The following is a 17,107-nucleotide window of genomic DNA, read 5'->3' on the forward strand; positions in this document are numbered from 1 at the left end:
CCTATCCTGCCATTTGCCTGATGCTTTTCCTCCGCACCATCCAGACCGAGTGCGCCGCGATCGCCGTCACCAGGATACCGCCGCCGACCAGCGTCATCGGCGTCGGCGTTTCCGCAAAGATCAGCCACACCCAGATCGGTGCGAGTACGGTTTCGAGCAGGTAGAACATGCCGACCTCAGGCGCGGAGAGGTAACGCGGCCCGGTCGCCAGGCACCAGAAGGCAAGCGGCATCATCACCGCGCCGTTGAAGAGGATCCAGACAGGATGCTCGATCGAAAGACCGCCTGCCGGCATGACCGAGATCAGGCCGGCCGCCGCCGGCAGAACCGTCGAAAGCAGCGAGACGAAGCCCATCTCCCGGCGTGAGGCGCGGCTGACGGTGATGGCGGCGGCGATGATGAACGCGGTAAGCAGCGCCATGATATCGCCGAAGACATGGCCGCCCGAAAGCCCGTCCCGCACGATCAGGCCGACGCCGAAAATCATCGCCGCCATGGCGATCAGCGTTGCTGGCGCCGGCCGCTCCTTGAGGAAAATCCAGGAAAGCAGCGCGGCGAACATCGGATTGAAGGCGACGATGAAAACGACATTGGCCGTCGACGTGTTGAAAACGGCGAGAATGAAGATCACCGTCGTCAGCCCGTAGAGCAGACCGGTAAAGAGGCCCGGCCAGCCCGGCACCAGCATTGGCCATCGCCCCTTGGCAATCCTGAGCGCGGTTGCGACCAGAAGCGTCACGCCAAGGGTCGCTATGCTTCTTACGGCAAGGATCGACCACAGCTCGCCGTCGGCGAGCCTCATCAGCGGGATATCCACGGAAAGCGCCAGCCCGCCGATTGTCGTCAGCAGCAGGCCCTTCCGGTGGTCGGAAAGAGCGGTGGGGAACATTCAGCCGTGGGTGCTCTCGGGCATGGACGAGGGATCGAAGCGTTCCCAGCCGCGCGGGGTCAGGTGCTCCTGCGGCTGAAAGCGCGTCTTGTAATCCATTTTCCGCGACCCTTGAACCCAGTAGCCGAGGTAGACATGCGGCAGTCCCAGCGCTTTCGTGCGCCTGACATGATCGAGAATCATGAAGGTGCCGAGCGAACGGCGCTCGAGTGCCGGATTGAAATAGGAATAGACCATCGACAGCCCGTCGCTCATCGTGTCGGTCAGCGCAGCGCCAAGCAGCTCGCCCTTCGGGCGCTGCTCCAGTCCTGAGCCTTCCTCACGCAGGCGATATTCGATGATTCTCGTATTCACATGCGTGTCTTCCACCATGATTGCATAGTCGAGCACGGTCATGTCGGACATGCCGCCCTGCTGGTGGCGAAAATCGAGATAGCGCCGGAAGAGCGAATATTGCTCGCTGGAAGGCTGGGCCGCGAATTCGGTGGCGATGACGTCGGAATTGGCGGCAAGCACCCGTTTCATCGATTTGGTCGGTTCGAATTCCTGGGCGAGAATTCGCACGGAAACGCACGCGCGACAGGATTCGCAGGCCGGGCGATAAGCGATGTTCTGCGAGCGGCGGAAACCGCCCTGTGTCAGGATGTCGTTCATCTCGGCGGCGCGCGGGCCGACCAGATGGGTGAACACCTTGCGTTCCATCTCATGCGGCAGGTACGGACACGCAGCCGGAGCCGTCAGATAAAACTGCGGGGATGGCGTCGTCTGCGTATTCATTTGTCGCGGAAATTTCCCTGTCGAGACCGTGCCGTTTCCTGACAGCATGACCTAAGAATAAAAAACGTCAACAGCGGGGCGCGTTTCGCCCTTCATATCAGTCTTCTAATTTCAGATATGGAGCGCCTGCACCCATCGGCAAAGGGAGGCGGAGACTTTATCTGGTCTCCGCCCGGGGTCACAGTTAGGGTCTCAGGCCGTGCGCACCGTCGCGGTGCCCACAAGCAGGTCGTGAACGAGACGGCTGCGTTCAATGAACAGGCCGGCAAGCAGGATGAGCGGCGTCAGCACCGAGTTGAGGATCCAGAACAGTGCGAGATGCACGATCGCTGTCATGAAATCCATCGGCCGTCCGTCGACGCGCACGATCGCAATTCCCATGGCCCGCATGCCGAGCGAGGCCTGGCTCGGCCCGCCCACCGTCAGGCCGAAGTAAATGCCGGCGACGATGACGAAGAGAGCAGGGTAGAGAAAGAAGCCGAGCCCCAGCGTGACGATCGACACGAAGAACAGCACGATCGCCGCGGGAATGCAGAGCAGCGCCACGATGACGTAGTCGAGGATGAAGGCGAAGACCCGGCGGCTCAACACGCCGCTATAGGCGCGCCAGTCCTCCGGTGCGGCATAAAGCGGATTGGGGTTGTAGCTCATCTCAATCTCCTCAGGAAAAGCGATGCCGCTGATATGGTATCGGCAGGGCCAAATGCAATAATCTGCCCCAAAATCACCGCTTTGCGAGAATTTTCGCCACTTCGACCGCGAAATAGGTGAGGACACCGTCGCATCCCGCCCGCTTGAACGACAGCAGCGTTTCGAGCATCGCCCGCTCGCCGTCGATCCAGCCATTCATCGCCGCCGCCTTGATCTGCGTATACTCGCCTGACACCTGGTAGGCGAAGGTCGGCAGGCCAAAGGCCTCCTTCATCCGCCAGCAGATATCGAGATAGGGCAGGCCGGGCTTGACCATCAGCATGTCGGCGCCTTCCTCGACGTCGAGGGCAGCGTCGCGGATCGCCTCGGTGCCGTTGGCGGGGTCGATATAGTAGGTCTTCTTGTCGCCTTTCAGCAGCCCGCCGGTCGAGATCGCCTCGCGATAGGGACCGTAGAAGCCGGAGGCGAATTTCGTCGCATAGCTCATGATGCCGACGCTCTGGTGACCGGCTGCATCGAGCGCCATGCGGATCGCGCCGATGCGTCCGTCCATCATCTCTGACGGCGCGATGATGTCGGCGCCCGCATCCGCCTGCATCACGGCGGCGCGTGCCACCTGGTCGACCGTCTCGTCATTGACGATCTCGCCGCCTCTGAGGATGCCGTCATGGCCGTGGCTGGTGAAGGGATCGAGCGCGACGTCGGTGATGATGCCGATATTAGGTACCGCCTTCTTGATCGCCGCCGTCGCCCGATTGATCAGGTTGTTGGCTTCGAGGCTGTTCGAGCCGGTCTCGTCACGCAGTTCCATCTCGATATTCGGAAAGGTGGCGAGGGCCGGAATGCCGAGGCCGGCCGCTTCCCGCGCGGCTTCGACAGCCTTGTCGATGCTCATGCGGTTGACGCCGGGCATGGCCGCGATCGGATCGACGATGCCGGAACCCGGCACGATGAAGATCGGCCAGATCAGGTCATCGACGGTCAGCCGGTTCTCCTGCACCAGCCGACGTGTCCAATCCGCCTTGCGGTTGCGCCGCATACGGCGATGACCAGTGATGTCGTCGACGAGATGCGTCCTGTCCTGCATGATATCTGTCCTCGGCCCATTCCATTTATCGGAGCGCTCATTATCATGGCGCCTGGAAAATCCAAACCGGACGATTGGCCGCGGCTGAAAACCCATTCATGTCGCCCAGGATAACGACATGCATAAAAACAAGGTGCTTTTATTGCATAATCCCAAAAATCGGAGCGGATTTTCAGCGTTATGCGCCAACGCAATGTTATAGAGCGTCCTTGGTGCGTCTTGTCCGACGCGCGGCGCTTTTGCGAAGATGCAACCCCGAACCGATGTCTGCGCTATGGAAACCGACTCTCCGACGATACCGAAACACACACTGGCGGATATTCTCTTCATTCTCTTCTTGAGACTGGTTGCCGTATCCTGCTTCTGGTTCGGCCTGCAATATTGGGCGATGCTCGTCGGTTATTCGCTGGTCGGCGCCGGCCGCTTCGATCTTTTGAGCCTGCCATGGAAGGTGGCGAGCACCAGCCTCGCCGTGCTCTTCCCCGTCGCCTCCCTCGGCCTTTGGCTCACCGTCTCCTGGGGACCGGTCATCTGGGTGCTGGCCGCCGGCGGACAAATCCTCATGTATGGCCTGCTGCCGGATATTTTCGGCCCCAACCAGCTGATCATCCTGCTGCATGTCATGGTCGCCGTCGTCTACTTGATTTTCCGCCTGCTGCTGTGGCTGGAAAAACGCCGGCACCGCCGCCAGGTAAGTGTTGATTTACCCTGAGACAACGTGGGGTTACCGGTAAGGCTCCGTTAAGCCTGCGGTTTAAGTCGAATTTTATATGTATTCGATAGGGTCTCACTCAAGGCGGGAAGAGAACACACCGCCAAACAAACAGTGAGGCAGTCAATATGAACACGAAAATCAAGCCGCAGGCGGTATCGACCTTCCGTGACCAGCAGGACCACGACATCCGTGATCTTTACATGGAATCCCTTCATCTCGTTGAACGTCTGCACCGTCGTCTTCTCGACGTCATCAAGGACGAATTCGACCGTCAGGGTCGCAGCGACTTCAACGCCATCCAGGCGCTGCTCCTTTTCAACATCGGCAATTCCGAGCTGACCGCGGGCGAGCTGCGCTCGCGTGGCTACTATCTCGGCTCCAACGTTTCCTACAACGTCAAGAAGCTGGTCGATCTCGGCTTCATCAACCATCAGCGCTCGCGCATCGACCGTCGCTCGGTCCGCATCAGCCTGACCGAAACCGGCCAGGACATCGCCGAAACAGTGGCCAAGCTCTACGAACGCCACATCGCCTCGATCGACAAGGTCGGCGGGATCGGCACGGACGAGTTCACCCAGATGAACAAGCTGCTCCAGCGTCTGGACCGTTTCTGGAACGACCAGATCTTGTACCGTCTCTAAGACCCCTGACCTCCTTCCAGGGTTGCAGAAAATCGGACGTGTTCCCTGCACGTCCGATTTGCCGTTTATATCTGCGTGGCATCTTTGCAACGCATGGCAGGCAAGCGCAAAGGCCTGTATTCAAGCCGTTTTTTAGCCGTTATTAACCGGCACGCTTTACCCGTCATATGGTTCGTTGCGTCGTGTTTCCGGTAGCCGGCAGTCCTTCTACCCAACCGGCAACACGAATTGGCCATATTGGTGTGGCAGCGGAAGGCTTAACAACCGGCGCTTTCAATAGACCGATCAGGAATGTTCAGGCTGCCGCATCGCAATCTTGTGATGGGGCAAGCGGAATTTTTCGGTGCGCCGGGACAACTAATGGACTGGGATCTGCGTTGAAGCGCAGTGATATCGCAAAGAGCCGCAGATTCTCTTTAATAGCGGCATTCAGTGGTTGGGACTATGTCGAAGAAAAACGGAATTGAAGCTCTCTCGCGCCGCGCTTTCCTGGCGTCCGCGGCAACGATTGGCGCCGGCGCGCTTGCCGCGCCGGCATTCGCGCAATCGGCGCTCGATACGCTGATCAATGCGCCGCGCCGCGGCAACTGGGACGACCAGTTCGACGCCAAGGCGGCGTCGCGCACGGCGACCGCCATGGTTTCCAACACGCCGATTCTCGGACCCCAATCGGTCGCAAGCGCGCAGCAGGCGATTATGCAGTATCAGCAGATTGCCGCAGCCGGTGGCTGGCCTGAGGTCAATCCCGGTGACCAGCGCCTGCAGCTCGGCGTCAGCTCTCCCACCGTCCAGGCGCTGCGCCAGCGCCTTGCGATCACCGGCGACCTGCCGCGCGAGGCCGGCCTGTCCAACGCCTTTGATTCCTATGTCGATGGTGCGGTCAAGCGCTTCCAGGCGCGTCACGGCCTGCCGGCCGATGGCGTTCTCGGCGAATTCACGCTGAAGGCGATGAACATTCCTGCCGATGTCCGCCTGCAGCAGCTGAACACCAATCTGATTCGCCTGCAGACCTTCCCCGAAGACATGGGCCGCCGTCACCTGATGGTCAACATCCCGGCCGCCTATGTGGAGGCTGTTGAAGATGGCAGTGTCGCGACGCGCCACACGGCGGTTGTCGGCCGTCTCAGCCGCCCGACGCATCTCGTCAATTCGAAGATTTACGAGGTCATCCTCAATCCTTACTGGACTGCGCCGCGCTCGATCGTCGAGAAGGACATCATGCCGCTGATGCGCAAGGATCCGACCTATCTCGAAAAGAACGCCATCCGCCTGATCGACGGCAAGGGCAACGAAGTCGCCCCCGAGACCATCGACTGGAACGGCGAGGCGCCGAACCTGATGTTCCGTCAGGACCCCGGCAAGACCAACGCCATGGCCTCGACGAAGATCAACTTCTACAACAAGAATGGCGAGTATATGCACGACACGCCGCAGCAGGGCCTGTTTAACAAGCTGATGCGCTTTGAATCGTCGGGCTGCGTCCGCGTCCAGAACGTCCGCGACTTGTCGAACTGGCTGTTGCGCGAGACCCCCGGCTGGAGCCGCCAGCAGATGGAGCAGGTGATCGCAACCGGCGTCAACACACCGGTCAAGCTCGCCACGGAAGTTCCGGTTTATTTCGTCTATATCTCTGCCTGGGGCATGCCCGACGGCATCGTCCAGTTCCGCGACGACATCTATCAGATGGACGGCAATGCCGAGCTGGCGCTCGACACCACGGCCGGTATGGAACAGCCGGTCCAGTAAGCGGCCGCCCCTGCATCGTGATTTGAGAACCGCGCCTTCGGGCGCGGTTTTTTTAAGTCCGAGGAGACACTCCTCGATGTGGTCGCCAAGGATCAGCGCGGCGCGACCGCAAAAGAGCGTGAGCGCGCGCTTTGCTCAGCAAATGTCGTTCTTCGTATTGCCCTCGCCCCGGCGGAAGGCTAATACCTCAGCGCATTCCAGTTGAGGAGCCCGCCCATGACCAATGCTTCCACCGAATCCTTCTTCAATCGCTCGCTTGCGGACGTCGATCCGGACATTTTCGGCGCGATCGGAAAGGAACTCGGTCGCCAACGGCACGAGATCGAACTGATCGCTTCTGAGAACATCGTCTCCCGCGCCGTGCTGGAAGCCCAGGGCTCCATCATGACCAACAAATATGCCGAGGGTTATCCCGGCAAGCGTTATTACGGCGGCTGCCAGTTCGTCGATATCGCCGAAGAACTGGCAATCGAGCGCGCCAAGAAGCTGTTCGGCGTCAATTTCGCCAACGTCCAGCCGAATTCCGGTTCGCAGATGAACCAGGCCGTGTTCCTGGCGCTGCTACAGCCCGGCGACACCTTCATGGGTCTCGACCTGAATTCGGGCGGCCACCTCACGCATGGTTCGCCGGTCAACATGTCCGGCAAGTGGTTCAACGTCGTCTCCTACGGCGTGCGCGAAGGCGACAACTTGCTCGACATGGATGAAGTTGCCCGCAAGGCCGAAGAAACCAAGCCGAAGCTCATCATCGCCGGCGGCACTGCCTATTCCCGTATCTGGGACTGGAAGCGCTTCCGCGAGATCGCCGACAGCGTCGGCGCCTATCTGATGGTCGACATGGCCCACATCGCCGGCCTTGTCGCCGGTGGCGTTCATCCGTCCCCGTTCCCGCATTGCCATGTCGCGACGACGACGACCCACAAGTCATTGCGCGGTCCGCGCGGCGGCGTCATCCTCACCAATGACGAGGATCTGGCGAAGAAGTTCAATTCGGCCGTTTTCCCGGGTCTTCAGGGCGGCCCGCTGATGCATATCATCGCTGCCAAGGCTGTGGCCTTCGGCGAGGCGCTGCAGCCGGAATTTAAAGACTACGCCGCCCAGGTCGTCAAGAACGCCAAGGCGCTTGCTGAAACGTTAATGGAGGGCGGCCTCGACGTCGTCTCCGGCGGCACCGACAACCACCTGATGCTGGTCGACCTGCGCAAGAAGAACGCCACCGGCAAGCGCGCCGAGGCAGCTCTCGGCCGCGCCTACGTCACCTGCAACAAGAACGGCATTCCCTTCGATCCGGAAAAGCCCTTCGTCACCTCCGGCGTGCGCTTGGGCGCACCGGCCGGCACGACCCGCGGCTTCAAGGAAGCCGAATTCCGCGAGATCGGCAATCTGATCGTCGAGGTTCTCGACGGCCTGAAGGTCGCCAATTCCGATGAAGGCAACGCTGCCGTCGAAGCCGCGGTGCGCGGCAAGGTGGTCAACCTCACCGACCGCTTCCCCATGTATGATTACTTGGGATAAGGAGTAGGGATGCGCTGCCCCTATTGCGGTTCGGAAGATACTCAGGTCAAGGATTCGCGCCCGGCGGAGGACAACACGTCCATCCGCCGGCGGCGCATCTGTCCGGATTGCGGCGGCCGCTTCACGACGTTCGAGCGCGTGCAGTTGCGCGAGCTGATGGTCATCAAGAAGACCGGCCGCAAAGTGCCCTTCGACCGCAACAAGCTGGTGCGCTCCTTCGAAGTGGCGTTGCGCAAGCGCCCCGTCGAGCGGGACCGCATAGAGCGCGCCGTCTCAGGCATCGTCCGCCGGCTTGAAAGCTCCGGCGAGACCGAGATCTCCTCCGAGCAGATCGGCCTGCAGGTGCTGGAAGCCATGAAGAGCCTCGATGATGTCGGCTTCGTGCGCTACGCCTCGGTCTACCGGGATTTCTCGCTTGCCGAGGATTTCGAGAAGGTCATTTCCGAGATCAACGCCAAGATTGCCCGCGACCCGCTGGACAGGTGAGCCATGAGCATCACGCCGCATGACGAACGTTTCATGGCGGCGGCGATCCGCCTGTCGCGCTGGCATCTCGGCCGCACCGCCACCAATCCTTCCGTCGGCTGCCTGATCGTCAGGGATGGCGTCATCGTCGGCCGTGCGGTGACGGCGCTCAGTGGCCGCCCGCATGCCGAGACGCAGGCACTCGCTGAAGCCGGCGCGCTTGCCCGCGGCGCCACCGCCTATGTGACGCTCGAACCCTGCTCGCATCACGGCAGGACGCCGCCGTGTTCCGAGGCGCTGATCGACTATGGCGTTGCCCGCGTCGTCATCAGCGTCACCGATCCCGATCCGCGGGTTTCAGGCCGCGGTATCGCCATGCTGCGCGAAGCCGGCATAGAGGTGGATGCCGGCGTGCTGGAGGCGGAGGGCCGGCAGTCGCTTGCCGCCTATCTCACCCGCCAGACGAAGAACCGGCCCTATGTGACTCTCAAACTTGCCGTTTCCGCCGATGGCATGATCGGCCGCGAGGGGGAGGGGCAGGTGGCGATAACAGGCCCGGAGGCCCGCGCCCAGGTGCAGGCGCTGCGCGCCGAAACCGATGCCATCCTGGTCGGCATCGGTACCGCGATTGCGGATGATCCGCTGCTGACTGTGCGTTTGCCAGGTCTTCAATCGCAATCGCCGATCCGCATCGTGCTCGATCCCTCGCTGGTATTGCCGTTGACCAGCAAGCTTGTGGAGACAGCGCGGGAAGTGCCTGTTATCGTGGTGGCGAGGGAGGAAGTGTGGCCGTTGTCATCGGATGCGGAGGGATTACCCCCCTCTGCCCTGCCGGGCATCTCCCCCACAAGGGGGGAGATCGGCAAGAGGCGCGATCCGAATTCCCCTGTTTCCGATGGTGATGGTTTCGCCTTGAGGCAAGACGTGGGGCAAGGGGCTAACCCCGATCCGATCTCCCCCCTTGTCGGGGAGATGCCCGGCAGGGCAGAGGGGGGTGCCGCACCCACCGACTTGGACTCCCGCCGTGCAGCCCTCGAGGCCGCCGGCGTTGAGGTCGTCCATTGCAATCCCTATCATCCGGAAGTCTTGCTGCCGGCACTCGCGACGCGCGGTATTTCCTCGCTTCTGGTCGAGGGCGGCGCAAAGACGGCGCGGCTTTTCCTCGAGGCTGGCCTCGTTGACCGCATCCAGCTTTATCAGGCGCCTGTCGTCATCGGCGAGCGCGGTATTGAATCGCCGCTGACGAGATCCGACATACCATCGGGTTTTGCCCATACGGGCACGCTGATGTTCGGCGGCGATCGCCTGGACGAATACGAAAGAGGGCTTTGATGTTCACTGGAATAGTCACCGATGTCGGCACGGTTGAATCCGTTTCTCCCCTGAAGGAAGGCATCCGCCTGCGGGTCGCGACCGCCTATGATCCCTCAACCATCGACATGGGTGCCTCGATCTCCCATGCCGGCATCTGCCTCACCGTCACCGGCCTGCCGCAGCAAGGCAGCAATGGCCGCTGGTTCGAGGTTGAGGCCTGGGAAGAGGCGCTGCGGCTGACGACGATCGCCACCTGGCAGGAAGGCAGCCGCATCAATCTCGAACGGTCGCTGAAGATCGGTGATGAACTCGGTGGCCACATCGTTTCCGGCCATGTCGACGGCAAGGCGGAAATCCTCTCGGTGACAGCAGAGGGCGACGCCACCCGCTACCGCCTGCGCGCGCCCGAACATCTGGCGAAATTCGTCGCCCCCAAGGGTTCGATCGCACTCGACGGTACTTCGTTGACGGTCAATGCGGTCGACGGCACGGATTTCGACGTGCTGCTCATCCGCCACACGCTCGAAGTCACCACCTGGGGCGAGCGCAAGGCCGGCGATTTCGTCAATTTCGAAGTCGACACCATGGCGCGCTACGCCGCCCGGCTGGCGGAATTCCCTGCTGGATAACGCCGCCAACCGGAATTGGACGCGGCGCTCTAGAGCGTTTCAGGTTTTGACGGAAGCGTATCCGGCATTGTCGAAGTAGTTGCTGCATTCGCTGGGCTCGATGGTTGTGACGAGGTGTCCGATGTGGCGCCAGGTGTCATCGATGGTTCGCTTCTGAGCCAGGCGCATCCAGTGCTTGATTTTGGCGAAAGCCTGTTCGATCGGATTGAGGTCGGGGGAGTATGGCGGCAAGTACCAGAGCCGAGCACCAGCGTTGCGGATCATCTGACGGATGGCGACCGACTTGTGGGAGCCGAGATTATCCATCACGACGATGTCGCCGGGTTTGAGCACCGGTACGAGTTGCTGCTCGACATAGGCGCGAAAGCACTCACCGTTGATCGGTCCATCGAAGACACAGGGTGCGGTAAGCCGATCGCAGCGCAACGCGCCGAGGAAAGTCAGGGTGCGCCAATGTCCGTGCGGCGCGAAGCTGCGCAGGCGTTTGCCCTTCGGCCCCCACCCTCGAAGCGGCGCCATGTTGGTCTTGATCCAGGTTTCATCGATGAAGACCAGCCGTCTTGGATCGAGGCCAGCCTGCCAGGATCGCCAGCGCTGTCGCCGTCGCGCGACGTCAGCGCGCGCCTGCTCAAGGGCGAACAGTGTTTTTTTTGAACCGCAATCCCTCACGTCGCAGGAACTGCCATACCGTATCGTGGGATACCTTCACCCCTCGCGCGGCCAGCTCTTCCTTCAACCTGTGCAGTGACACATGCGGCGTCTGGTTGATCCGCTCCACGATAAACGCCCGATGCGGCTCCAGAACCCGCTTGCGGTGGCCGCCCATCTTCCCAGGCGCGACAGATCCGCTCGAACGATAACGCTGCGACCACTTTACCGCTGAAGACACGGCAATACCGAACCGCGCCGCAACCGACCGGCAGCTCTCACCGGCTTCGATTGCAGCAACAACACGCTCACGAAGATCATTGGAAAGAGGTCGCGTCATTCGATGCTGGCCTCCACTCCAGCCAGCATCTTGAATCACAAAACACACAAAAACGGAATCCCTTCCGATTCAACTAAATCCGGATACGCTCTAACACGTAAATCGAATGATCTCGCCGTTGTACTGCGCCGGCCGGATAGCTCACCAATCCGGGGACAGCTTCGTCAGATACTGGCCGTAGGCGCTCTTGCCGAGCTTCTCGGCGAGCTTGGCGAGGTCGTCCTGCGAGATGTAGCCCATGCGCCAGGCGACTTCTTCAGGACAGGCGATCTTGAAGCCCTGGCGTTTCTCCAGCGTGCTGACGAAGCCTGCGGCATCGAGCAGGCTGTCCGGCGTGCCGGTATCGAGCCAGGCATAGCCCCGGCCCATCAGCTCCACAAAAAGCTGGCCGCGCTCGAGATAGGTGCGGTTGACGTCGGTGATTTCCAATTCGCCGCGCGGTGATGGCTTCAGGTTGGCGGCGATATCGACCACCTGCTGGTCGTAGAAATAGAGGCCGGTCACCGCCCAGTTCGATTTTGGCTCCTTCGGTTTCTCCTCGATCGACAGCGCATTCATTTTTTCGTCAAAGCCGACAACGCCATAGCGTTCCGGATCGGTGACGTGATAGGCGAATACCGTCGCGCCTTCCCGCCGGCTCGTGCCGGATTTCATGATTTCCGGCAGTCCGTGCCCGTAGAAGATGTTGTCGCCGAGAACGAGTGCCGAGCTGTCGCCGTGCAAGAAGTCGGCGCCGATGATGAAGGCCTGGGCGAGGCCGTCCGGGCTCGGCTGTACGGCATAGGTCAGCGAAATTCCCCATTGCGAGCCGTCGCCGAGAAGGCGCTTGAAGGCTTCGATGTCGTGAGGCGTAGTGATGATCAGCAACTCCCTGATGCCGGCGAGCATCAGCGTCGTCAGCGGATAGTAGATCATCGGCTTGTCGTAGACCGGCATCAACTGTTTCGAGACGGCCTGCGTGATCGGATGCAGACGCGTGCCCGTGCCGCCGGCGAGAATAATCCCCTTCATGCCCATCTCCCTAAAGACCTTTATTCAAGAGGTCTTGCATGACAATCTTCATAGACTGCTTCCACTCCGGCAGCCGGATACCATATGTTCTGGCGAGCTTGTCACCGTTGAGACGTGAATTGGCGGGACGCTTGGCCGGTGTCGGATAGTCCGCGGTCGGGATGCGCTCGACGCCGACGTTTCTGCCGCCGGATTGGGAAAGCTCCGTGAATATCTCTTCGGCGAAATCAGCCCAGCTTGCTTCGCCGCTGCCGGTCAGGTGAAAAGTGCCGCGGAGCGATGGCTCAGGGTCCGCTACAACTCGGGTTGCGATCGCAACAATCGCATCGGCGATGTCGAGTGCCGAGGTCGGGCATCCTGTCTGATCGGCGACAACGCGAAGATGATCGCGCGTCTCGGAAAGCCGCAGCATTGTTTTCAGGAAATTAGTGCCAAAGGGCGAATAGACCCAGGCGGTGCGCAAGATGACGTGGTTCGGGTTCGCCGCCGCGACGGCCTTCTCGCCTGCGAGCTTCGAACGCCCATAGACGGAGATCGGCGCCGTCGCATCCTCTTCGGAATAGGCTGAGGCCTTGTCGCCGCTGAAGACGTAGTCGGTCGAAATGTGGATGACCGGGGCCCCGATCCGCGCGGCAGCCTCGGCAACCGCCCCGGCGCCTGCTGCGTTGACGGAAAAAGCAAGCTCGGGTTCGCTCTCGGCCTTGTCGACCGCCGTATAGGCGGCGGCGGAGACGATCACATCCGGCCGCAGAGCCGAGAAGGCGGCTGCGATGCTTGCAGGATCCGCGAGGTCCATTTCCGGGCGCCCGACCGCGCTGATTTCGACGCCCATTTCGGCGCCACGTCTGAGCAGCGACTGAACGACCTGGCCCTGTTTGCCGGTGACGGCAATGCGCATCGCTTATCGTCCCTTGAAAACGCCGAGGCGTTCGCCGGAGTAGACGTTTTCGCGCAGCGGCCTCCACCACCATTCGTTTTCCAAGTACCAGTGCACGGTCTTCTCGATGCCAGTTTCGAAGGTCTCTTGCGCCTTCCAGCCGAGTTCGCTTTCGAGTTTGGAGGCATCGATCGCATAGCGTGCGTCGTGTCCGGGACGATCGGTGACGTTGTTGATCAGACGTTTATGCGGTCTCTTGTCACTGTAGACGTCGTCGAGAATAGCGCAGATGCGATGAACGACATCGATGTTCCTGCGCTCATTGCGACCGCCCACATTGTATTTTTCGCCGGGGCGCCCTCTGGATGCGATCGTGAAGAGCGCGCGGGCGTGGTCTTCGACATAGAGCCAGTCGCGGACGTTCGCGCCATTGCCGTAAACCGGAAGAGGCTTGCTCTCCAGTGCGTTCAGGATCATCAGCGGAATGAGCTTTTCGGGGAAATGGAACGGGCCGTAGTTGTTGGAGCAATTGGAGACGACGACGGGCATGCCGTAGGTTCGGTGCCAAGCGATCGCCAGATGGTCGCTCGCGGCCTTGGAGGCGGAATAGGGCGAGGAGGGATCGTAAGGCGTCGTTTCCTCGAAGAGGCCCTCGTCGCCGAGCGAGCCGTAGACCTCATCGGTCGACACCTGCAGAAAGCGGAAGGCACTCTTGCGGCGAGCCTCAAGCCCATCCCAATAGTGCCGTGCGGCATCCAGCAGACTGAATGTGCCGACGATGTTGGTCTGAATGAAATCGTCCGCGCCCGAGATCGAGCGGTCGACATGGCTCTCTGCCGCGAGATGCATGACGGTATCAGGGCGGAAGGACGCGAATGCTTCCTGCATCCTGGCGCGGTCGCATATGTCGGCGTGCAGGAATTGATAGTTCGGCGCCGATTCGACGGATTTCAGCGATGCCAGGTTGCCGGCATAGGTCAGCGCGTCGACATTCAGCACCTCGGCGCCGATCCCGCTGACGAGATGGCGCACCAATGCCGATCCGATGAAGCCCGCTCCGCCCGTGACCAGTATGCGCATAGTGAATCAATCCCTGGTTACTGTGCTGAATTGGAAAAATGGCTTGGCAGATCGGCGAGCCACGGCAGCGTCTTGTCCTTGTCGGACAACACAATGTCTCCCTCATCGAAGGGCCAGCGGATGCCGATCGCCGGATCGTTCCACGCGATGCCCCGATCATGCTGCGGGCTGTAGGGTGCGGTTACCTTGTAGCTGATGACGCTGTTCGGCTCGATGGTTGCAAATCCGTGAGCGAAACCGGCCGGTATCCAGAGCTGCATGCCGTTTTCCGGCGAGAGCTCCTGAGAGAGCCATTTGCCGAAGCTCGGCGATCCCTCGCGAATATCGACGACGACATCCATGATCCGGCCGGCAAGGCAGCGTACCAGCTTGCCCTGTGCGAAGGGCGGTATCTGGAAATGCAGCCCCCGAACGGTGCCCGCCTGCGCCGAAAGCGATTCATTGTCCTGGATGAATGTGACGTCTGCCACATTTTCCCGGAACCAAGCATCCTTGAATACCTCGGAGAAGTAGCCGCGGTGATCGCCGAAGCGTGGCGGCGTGATCGCAATGATGCCCTCGATGACCGTGGTCTCAATACGCATGATTTACCTTTTCTGCGGCCTTCATCAAGCGTCCGCCCTCATGACGCTCATCAGCATGTCCGCCTGCGAGCGGCTCTGCATAGCCGCAAGGCCCTTCGCGGCAATGGCATGGCGCTCGTCGGCATCTGCGACCAGCTTGTAGCAGCGCTCGATCATGTCGCCATAGGGCTCAATTGCCAAGCCGCCGATGAAGGGCTGAAGGTCCGGATCGCGGATGTTGCCTTCCGTCAGCACGCAAACGCGATTGGCGAGCAGATAGGAAATGCGCACGATCTCGAAGACGCCGCTCGCATAATGATGGATGTTGATCACGATCTTGGCGCGCGCAATCGCCGCATCGCGTTCCGTGCCATAGATGTTGAAGAGATGCGCGACCTCGAGCCCGCCGTCCTTCAGCGTCTTCAGGATATGGTGGCGGCGTTCGTTCATCGAGCCGTAGAAGAGCACGTCGATATCTTTGACAGCGGCGTGCTGTATTTGGCTGAGGCAGCGGCTATAGCCGATTTCGAGCACGCCGGCGTGATCAATGCCCTTGGCGGCGAGATTTTCCCGGTTGCGCGGGCTGTAGTCGAGAACCGGAAACGACTTCAGGATCGAGGTGTAGCGCGAATTGATCCAGATGCTTTCTTCGGACACCTGCTCGAGATTGATGACGACACTGTCCTTCGGCAGATGGCTGACGATTTCGGCCGGGAGAAGATTGCCGCCATAGATGATCGGCGCACGACCGGCGAATGCGTTCATGTCCCGGGTGATCGGTGCCGTGCCGCCGAGTTCCTCGAAGGCGCCCTGTAGGCCAAGCGCGACTTCGTCGAAGGCGTGGCTGTGATTGTAGTTGTCGGGCGTCACGATCCAGATGCAATGACGGTCCCTGTGTGCCTGCCATCCGCCGGCAAAGGGCTGCAAAAGGTTGCGGAGCGGCTGCTCGATCTTCGGCGCGGCTGGTATCGCGGGCCTTTCCGTCCGCACCGGCTGCTGCGATACCGGGGAAGCGTCTGAGGCCTGCTGGGCATAGGTGCGCATCAATTCGCGGCCGCCGATAAATTGGCCGCGCGGCATCCAGCCGGGCGGATCATCAGCCCCCCAGATCAGGTGCGGCTGCTTGATGAGGGGCTGGCGGCCTTGCTGCCACGAGGTCAGGAGAGCCTCGTCACGGCTCTGCAGAAAAGCTTCCTTGGCGGCGAAGAGGCCATGCAGCATTCGGCCGAGGCGGACACCGAACTTCCATTCGAAATCGGCAACGGTCGGTACGAAGGCGGCGATCTTCAGTCCGGAGGCGATAGCCTGCTGGACATAAAGTCCGAGCAGACGCTCGATCACGAAGGGGCGCATCTGCGCGCTGGCATCGCGGGAATAGTGAGCCGAACCGGCATAGGCGGCGCCCGCTGCCGTGCCGGTGCGGGCTTGGTTTTCCAGCGATTCGAGAATGCGTTCGCAAAAGGCGAAATACCCCGACCAGAATTTGCGGTTGCCGCAGAAATAGTTGCAGAACATGAAGGCAGTCTTGTCCTGCGGCGGCGCGATCGGATAGCCGAGCTCCTGGATATGCAGAAAGATCGGCTCCATGCCGGGGTGACCGCCAAGCAGTGAATGCTCCCAGACGTTGCTGTAGATCGCCGCGTGGCCGATCAGCGGGTTGTAAAGATAGGCGTCAGCACCTTCTGCCCTGGCCTTTTCCGCCTCCGTGACAAAAGATGGAAAGCTCGTCACCGACTTCATCTCGAATTTGCTGGAGAGCAGCCCCCAAAACACGTCTTCACCGAGGCCGATCGCCTCGTGATGCTGATGCAGGGTGAGGAAGAGTTCATATTCGCGGGTCGTAGCCTGCGTATTGAACGAGATGTCGAGCGGCATGGCAGCCGCATCGAGCTGGCTGCGCTGCGAAAGATCGAGATAAGGCTGATAGACAATGACGGATCCCGTGCCGGCAGCCTTCTCCGTGAGAAGCGCTAGGTCGGGAAGGCCGGCCGGCAAAGAAGAAATGGGCTGATTGATCGTCAAGGTATGTCCTTTGCGAAGAGCTGCCGTCTGCATGGGGAATCCGCAGAACGGCAATTCGAGCCTGTTTGATGCCTACTATTTGAGATGAAGCTTGCGCCACACTGTTCGCAGAACTTTCGCTGGTCAGCATGGAGCGG

The 17,107-nt window shown here is 60.9% G+C and carries 17 protein-coding genes; 7 read left to right on the forward strand and 10 right to left on the reverse strand.

Annotated elements, in window-relative coordinates; translation table 11 throughout:
* Window position 1: 1 nt before the first annotated feature.
* The 4 genes from N2600_RS07370 to hemB form a co-directional block, all read right to left on the reverse strand.
* The gene (locus N2600_RS07370; RefSeq protein ID WP_260298535.1) at window positions 2-889 is read right to left on the reverse strand and encodes a DMT family transporter; all 888 of its coding nucleotides are present in this window, start codon (window positions 887-889) and stop codon (window positions 2-4) included.
* Complete coding sequence (locus N2600_RS07375) at window positions 890-1,666, reverse strand: arginyltransferase (RefSeq protein WP_260110588.1); 777 nt, start codon at window positions 1,664-1,666, stop codon at window positions 890-892.
* 192 nt (window positions 1,667-1,858) lie between these two features.
* Window positions 1,859-2,317 (reverse strand): RDD family protein, encoded by a 459-nt coding sequence (locus N2600_RS07380; RefSeq protein WP_017963772.1) that lies wholly within the window; start codon window positions 2,315-2,317, stop codon window positions 1,859-1,861.
* A gap of 73 nt (window positions 2,318-2,390) precedes the next feature.
* The gene (hemB, locus tag N2600_RS07385; protein WP_260298536.1) at window positions 2,391-3,404 is read right to left on the reverse strand and encodes a porphobilinogen synthase; all 1,014 of its coding nucleotides are present in this window, start codon (window positions 3,402-3,404) and stop codon (window positions 2,391-2,393) included.
* A gap of 274 nt (window positions 3,405-3,678) precedes the next feature.
* Here hemB and N2600_RS07390 point away from each other — a divergent pair, with 274 nt between their 5' ends.
* The 7 genes from N2600_RS07390 (at window position 3,679) to N2600_RS07420 (ending at window position 10,429) form a co-directional block, all read left to right on the forward strand.
* A complete protein-coding gene (locus N2600_RS07390; RefSeq protein WP_026154097.1) occupies window positions 3,679-4,116 on the forward strand; it encodes a DUF6163 family protein in 438 nt (145 codons plus the stop codon).
* A 128-nt stretch (window positions 4,117-4,244) separates the two neighbouring features.
* A complete protein-coding gene (ldtR, locus tag N2600_RS07395; RefSeq protein ID WP_260298537.1) occupies window positions 4,245-4,760 on the forward strand; it encodes a transcriptional regulator LdtR in 516 nt (171 codons plus the stop codon).
* Between the two features lie 444 nt (window positions 4,761-5,204).
* Window positions 5,205-6,506 carry a L,D-transpeptidase family protein gene (locus tag N2600_RS07400; RefSeq protein WP_222384729.1) on the forward strand — a complete coding sequence of 434 codons (1,302 nt, stop codon included), beginning with the start codon at window positions 5,205-5,207 and terminating at the stop codon, window positions 6,504-6,506.
* A gap of 216 nt (window positions 6,507-6,722) precedes the next feature.
* Window positions 6,723-8,021, forward strand: coding sequence for a serine hydroxymethyltransferase (glyA, locus tag N2600_RS07405; RefSeq protein ID WP_260110589.1), 1,299 nt, complete (start codon window positions 6,723-6,725; stop codon window positions 8,019-8,021).
* A gap of 9 nt (window positions 8,022-8,030) precedes the next feature.
* Window positions 8,031-8,507: a transcriptional regulator NrdR gene (nrdR, locus tag N2600_RS07410; RefSeq protein ID WP_260298538.1), complete on the forward strand. Its 477-nt coding sequence runs from the start codon at window positions 8,031-8,033 to the stop codon at window positions 8,505-8,507.
* 3 nt (window positions 8,508-8,510) lie between these two features.
* Entirely contained in the window at window positions 8,511-9,818 is a 1,308-nt protein-coding gene (gene ribD / locus N2600_RS07415; protein ID WP_260298539.1) for a bifunctional diaminohydroxyphosphoribosylaminopyrimidine deaminase/5-amino-6-(5-phosphoribosylamino)uracil reductase RibD, read from the forward strand.
* Window positions 9,818-10,429 carry a riboflavin synthase gene (locus tag N2600_RS07420; protein ID WP_162117191.1) on the forward strand — a complete coding sequence of 204 codons (612 nt, stop codon included), beginning with the start codon at window positions 9,818-9,820 and terminating at the stop codon, window positions 10,427-10,429. Before ribD ends, N2600_RS07420 begins: the two co-directional genes overlap by 1 nt.
* A 39-nt stretch (window positions 10,430-10,468) precedes the next feature.
* Here N2600_RS07420 and N2600_RS07425 read toward each other — a convergent pair.
* The 6 genes from N2600_RS07425 to N2600_RS07450 form a co-directional block, all read right to left on the reverse strand.
* Window positions 10,469-11,417 (reverse strand): IS630 family transposase gene (locus N2600_RS07425; RefSeq protein WP_162115351.1). Its coding sequence is split into 2 segments (ribosomal slippage): window positions 10,469-11,080 and window positions 11,082-11,417, totalling 948 coding nucleotides; the frame shifts between segments, so codons are not numbered across the junction.
* A 141-nt stretch (window positions 11,418-11,558) separates the two neighbouring features.
* Window positions 11,559-12,428, reverse strand: coding sequence for a glucose-1-phosphate thymidylyltransferase RfbA (gene rfbA, locus N2600_RS07430; RefSeq protein ID WP_026154098.1), 870 nt, complete (start codon window positions 12,426-12,428; stop codon window positions 11,559-11,561).
* A gap of 10 nt (window positions 12,429-12,438) precedes the next feature.
* Complete coding sequence (gene rfbD / locus N2600_RS07435) at window positions 12,439-13,326, reverse strand: dTDP-4-dehydrorhamnose reductase (protein ID WP_260298540.1); 888 nt, start codon at window positions 13,324-13,326, stop codon at window positions 12,439-12,441.
* 3 nt (window positions 13,327-13,329) lie between these two features.
* On the reverse strand, window positions 13,330-14,385 hold the full coding sequence (gene rfbB, locus N2600_RS07440; RefSeq protein WP_170256768.1) for a dTDP-glucose 4,6-dehydratase: 1,056 nt from the start codon (window positions 14,383-14,385) through the stop codon (window positions 13,330-13,332).
* A gap of 17 nt (window positions 14,386-14,402) precedes the next feature.
* Entirely contained in the window at window positions 14,403-14,969 is a 567-nt protein-coding gene (gene rfbC, locus N2600_RS07445) for a dTDP-4-dehydrorhamnose 3,5-epimerase (RefSeq protein ID WP_162117194.1), read from the reverse strand.
* Window positions 14,970-14,993: 24 nt separating this feature from the next.
* Complete coding sequence (locus N2600_RS07450; RefSeq protein ID WP_162117195.1) at window positions 14,994-16,970, reverse strand: glycosyltransferase family 1 protein; 1,977 nt, start codon at window positions 16,968-16,970, stop codon at window positions 14,994-14,996.
* Between the last annotated feature and the right edge of the window lie 137 nt (window positions 16,971-17,107).

Origin of the sequence: Rhizobium sp. WSM1274 (genome assembly GCF_025200775.1) — a bacterium.
Lineage (GTDB): Bacteria > Pseudomonadota > Alphaproteobacteria > Rhizobiales > Rhizobiaceae > Rhizobium > Rhizobium leguminosarum_I.

What these genes read in the sequence shown, in the direction of transcription:
- N2600_RS07370 (WP_260298535.1), bottom strand. Translation starts at nt 889, where the DNA reads ATGTTCCCCACCGCTCTTTCCGACCACCGGAAGGGCCTGCTGCTGACG.
- N2600_RS07375 (WP_260110588.1), bottom strand. Translation starts at nt 1,666, where the DNA reads ATGAATACGCAGACGACGCCATCCCCGCAGTTTTATCTGACGGCTCCG.
- N2600_RS07380 (WP_017963772.1), bottom strand. Translation starts at nt 2,317, where the DNA reads ATGAGCTACAACCCCAATCCGCTTTATGCCGCACCGGAGGACTGGCGC.
- hemB (WP_260298536.1), bottom strand. Translation starts at nt 3,404, where the DNA reads ATGCAGGACAGGACGCATCTCGTCGACGACATCACTGGTCATCGCCGT.
- N2600_RS07390 (WP_026154097.1), top strand. Translation starts at nt 3,679, where the DNA reads ATGGAAACCGACTCTCCGACGATACCGAAACACACACTGGCGGATATT.
- ldtR (WP_260298537.1), top strand. Translation starts at nt 4,245, where the DNA reads ATGAACACGAAAATCAAGCCGCAGGCGGTATCGACCTTCCGTGACCAG.
- N2600_RS07400 (WP_222384729.1), top strand. Translation starts at nt 5,205, where the DNA reads ATGTCGAAGAAAAACGGAATTGAAGCTCTCTCGCGCCGCGCTTTCCTG.
- glyA (WP_260110589.1), top strand. Translation starts at nt 6,723, where the DNA reads ATGACCAATGCTTCCACCGAATCCTTCTTCAATCGCTCGCTTGCGGAC.
- nrdR (WP_260298538.1), top strand. Translation starts at nt 8,031, where the DNA reads ATGCGCTGCCCCTATTGCGGTTCGGAAGATACTCAGGTCAAGGATTCG.
- ribD (WP_260298539.1), top strand. Translation starts at nt 8,511, where the DNA reads ATGAGCATCACGCCGCATGACGAACGTTTCATGGCGGCGGCGATCCGC.
- N2600_RS07420 (WP_162117191.1), top strand. Translation starts at nt 9,818, where the DNA reads ATGTTCACTGGAATAGTCACCGATGTCGGCACGGTTGAATCCGTTTCT.
- rfbA (WP_026154098.1), bottom strand. Translation starts at nt 12,428, where the DNA reads ATGAAGGGGATTATTCTCGCCGGCGGCACGGGCACGCGTCTGCATCCG.
- rfbD (WP_260298540.1), bottom strand. Translation starts at nt 13,326, where the DNA reads ATGCGCATTGCCGTCACCGGCAAACAGGGCCAGGTCGTTCAGTCGCTG.
- rfbB (WP_170256768.1), bottom strand. Translation starts at nt 14,385, where the DNA reads ATGCGCATACTGGTCACGGGCGGAGCGGGCTTCATCGGATCGGCATTG.
- rfbC (WP_162117194.1), bottom strand. Translation starts at nt 14,969, where the DNA reads ATGCGTATTGAGACCACGGTCATCGAGGGCATCATTGCGATCACGCCG.